The organism is Acinetobacter sp. CY05 (assembly GCF_059515805.1).
Map to the genome: position 1 here is coordinate 1 of NZ_JCAKMW010000054.1, position 2,653 is coordinate 2,653.

The window sequence follows — 2,653 nt, forward strand, 5'->3', positions numbered from 1 at the left end:
ATTTGGCTTGGTTGCATTACCTGCTTGATCAGTTGCCACAACATCAAGCTTTTCACCATTGCTATAAGCCTTGTCTAGACTCACGCTGTACTTGCCAGTTGCATCTGCTATCGCAGTGCCAATGACTTTACCGTTATAGCTAACTTTGACTGTCGCACCAGCTTCGGTTGTTCCTGTCACTGTCTTGTTATCTGCACCCAATACTTGCGTTAAGCTTGCTGGCGCTGTGGTATCAGGCGCTGTAATCGTATTTGGCTGGGTTGCATTACCTGCTTGATCAGCAGAAACAATATTTAGCTTCTCACCATTGCTATACGCTTTATCCAAAGTAATGCTGTACTTACCATCAACATTTGCCACAGCAGTTCCGATCACTTTACCGTTATAGCTAACTTTGACTGTCGCACCAGCTTCAGTGATACCTGTCACTGTCTTGTTATCTGCACCCAATACTTGCGTCAAGGTCGCAGGTGCTGTCGTATCAGGCGCTGTAATCGTATTTGGCTTGGTTGCATTACCTGCTTGATCAGCAGAAACAATATTTAGCTTCTCACCATTGTTATACGCTTTATCCAAAGTAATGCTGTACTTACCATCAACATTTGCCACAGCAGTTCCGATCACTTTACCGTTATAGCTAACTTTGACTGTCGCACCAGCTTCGGTGTTACCCATCACTGTCTTATTATCTGCACCCAATACTTGCGTCAAGGTCGCAGGTGCTGTCGTATCAGGCGCTGTAATCGTATTTGGCTTGGTTGCATTACCTGCTTGATCAGTTGCCACAACATCAAGCTTTTCACCATTGCTATAAGCCTTGTCTAGACTCACGCTGTACTTGCCAGTTGCATCTGCTATCGCAGTGCCAATGACTTTACCGTTATAGCTAACTTTGACTGTCGCACCAGCTTCGGTTGTTCCTGTCACTGTCTTGTTATCTGCACCCAATACTTGCGTTAAGCTTGCTGGCGCTGTGGTATCAGGCGCTGTAATTGAATTTGGCTTGGTGCTGTTATTGGCTGTGTCCATTGCAATAACCTCAAAATGCTCACCATTGTTATACGCTTTATCCAAAGTGATGCTGTACTTACCATCAACATTTGCCACAGCAGTTCCGATCACTTTGCCATTGTAGCTAACTTTGACTGTTGCACCAGCTTCAGTGATACCTGTCACTGTTTTGTTATCTACACCCAATACTTGCGTTAATCTTGCTGGCGCTGTGGTATCAGGCGCTGTAATTGCATTTGGCTTGGTGCTGTTATTGGCTGTGTCCGTTGCAATAACCTCAAAATGCTCACCATTGTTATACGCTTTATCCAAAGTGATGCTGTACTTACCATCAACATTTGCCACAGCAGTTCCGATCACTTTGCCATTGTAGCTAACTTTGACTGTTGCACCAGCTTCAGTGATACCTGTCACTGTTTTGTTATCTACACCCAATACTTGCGTTAATCTTGCTGGCGCTGTGGTATCAGGCGCTGTAATTGCATTTGGCTTGGTGCTGTTATTGGCTGTGTCCGTTGCAATAACCTCAAAATGCTCACCATTGTTATACGCTTTATCCAAAGTGATGCTGTACTTACCATCAACATTTGCCACAGCAGTTCCGATCACTTTGCCATTGTAGCTAACTTTGACTGTTGCACCAGCTTCAGTTGTACCTGTCACTGTTTTGTTATCTGCAGCCAATACTTGCGTTAAGTTCGATGGAGCTGTGGTATCAGGCGCTGTAATTACATTTGGCTTGGTTGCATTACCTGCTTGATCAGTTGCCACAACATCAAGCTTTTCACCATTGCTATAAGCCTTGTCTAGACTCACACTGTACTTGCCAGTTGCATCTGCTATCGCAGTGCCAATGACTTTACCGTTATAGCTAACTTTGACTGTCGCACCAGCTTCGGTGTTACCCATCACTGTTTTGTTATCTGCAACTAATAATTGAGTAAGTATTACTGGTGCTGTAATATCCAATGCATTGATTTTTATTTTTTGTGAACTATTCCCTGCCTTATCTTTAAAGCTAATTTCTAGTTCTTCTCCATTCAAAAATGGATGCTCCAAAGCGAATGTATAATGACCAAATTGATCAGAAACAGTCTGGCCTAAAGTTGCACCGTTTAAATACACGAGAACAGTCGAGTTTGCTTCTGTAATACCATTAACTACTTTACCATCATCAGTGAATTTGTAATATCCATTGGTTGGAGCTGTAGTATCTTTAAAGTTGATAATGAACGCTTTGCTCTTATTACCTGCCTGATCTTGAGCAAATAATTCTACCTTCTCACCATTGCTAAAGAGTTGATCAAGATAAAGGCTGTATTTACCATCTTTAGCAACTTGTGCTGTGCCAACAACTTTGCCCGCAACAGTAGCAACCACGGTGGCGCCAGCTTCACTTTTGCCCGTAATCGTACGATTATCTTTCTCTAATTTCTGTGTCAGTTGAGTAGGTGCTGTTGTGTCAGCAACTATAATGCTCTCTACATGCGAAGTATTGCCAGCTTTTATCCTTCGCGCTAAGATCGATTTTCTCACCATTGGTATAGGCTTTGTTAAGCTTTAAAACATAATAACCATTGGCATCAGCAACCGCTTTACCTACTGATCTATTATTGATCATCGCAGTGACTGTTGCACCTGC

General features: G+C 42.9%; 2 protein-coding genes. Both read right to left on the reverse strand.

The annotated features are described in order from the left end of the window. A partial coding sequence (locus AC5YCD_RS15655) for an Ig-like domain-containing protein (protein WP_496130878.1) occupies positions 1–2,550 on the reverse strand: 2,550 nt, incomplete at its 3' end. Next, positions 2,474–2,653, reverse strand: a 180-nt coding sequence (locus AC5YCD_RS15660) for an Ig-like domain-containing protein (RefSeq protein WP_496130879.1), incomplete at its 5' end; no start/stop codon positions are given. The genes AC5YCD_RS15660 and AC5YCD_RS15655, both read right to left, overlap by 77 nt.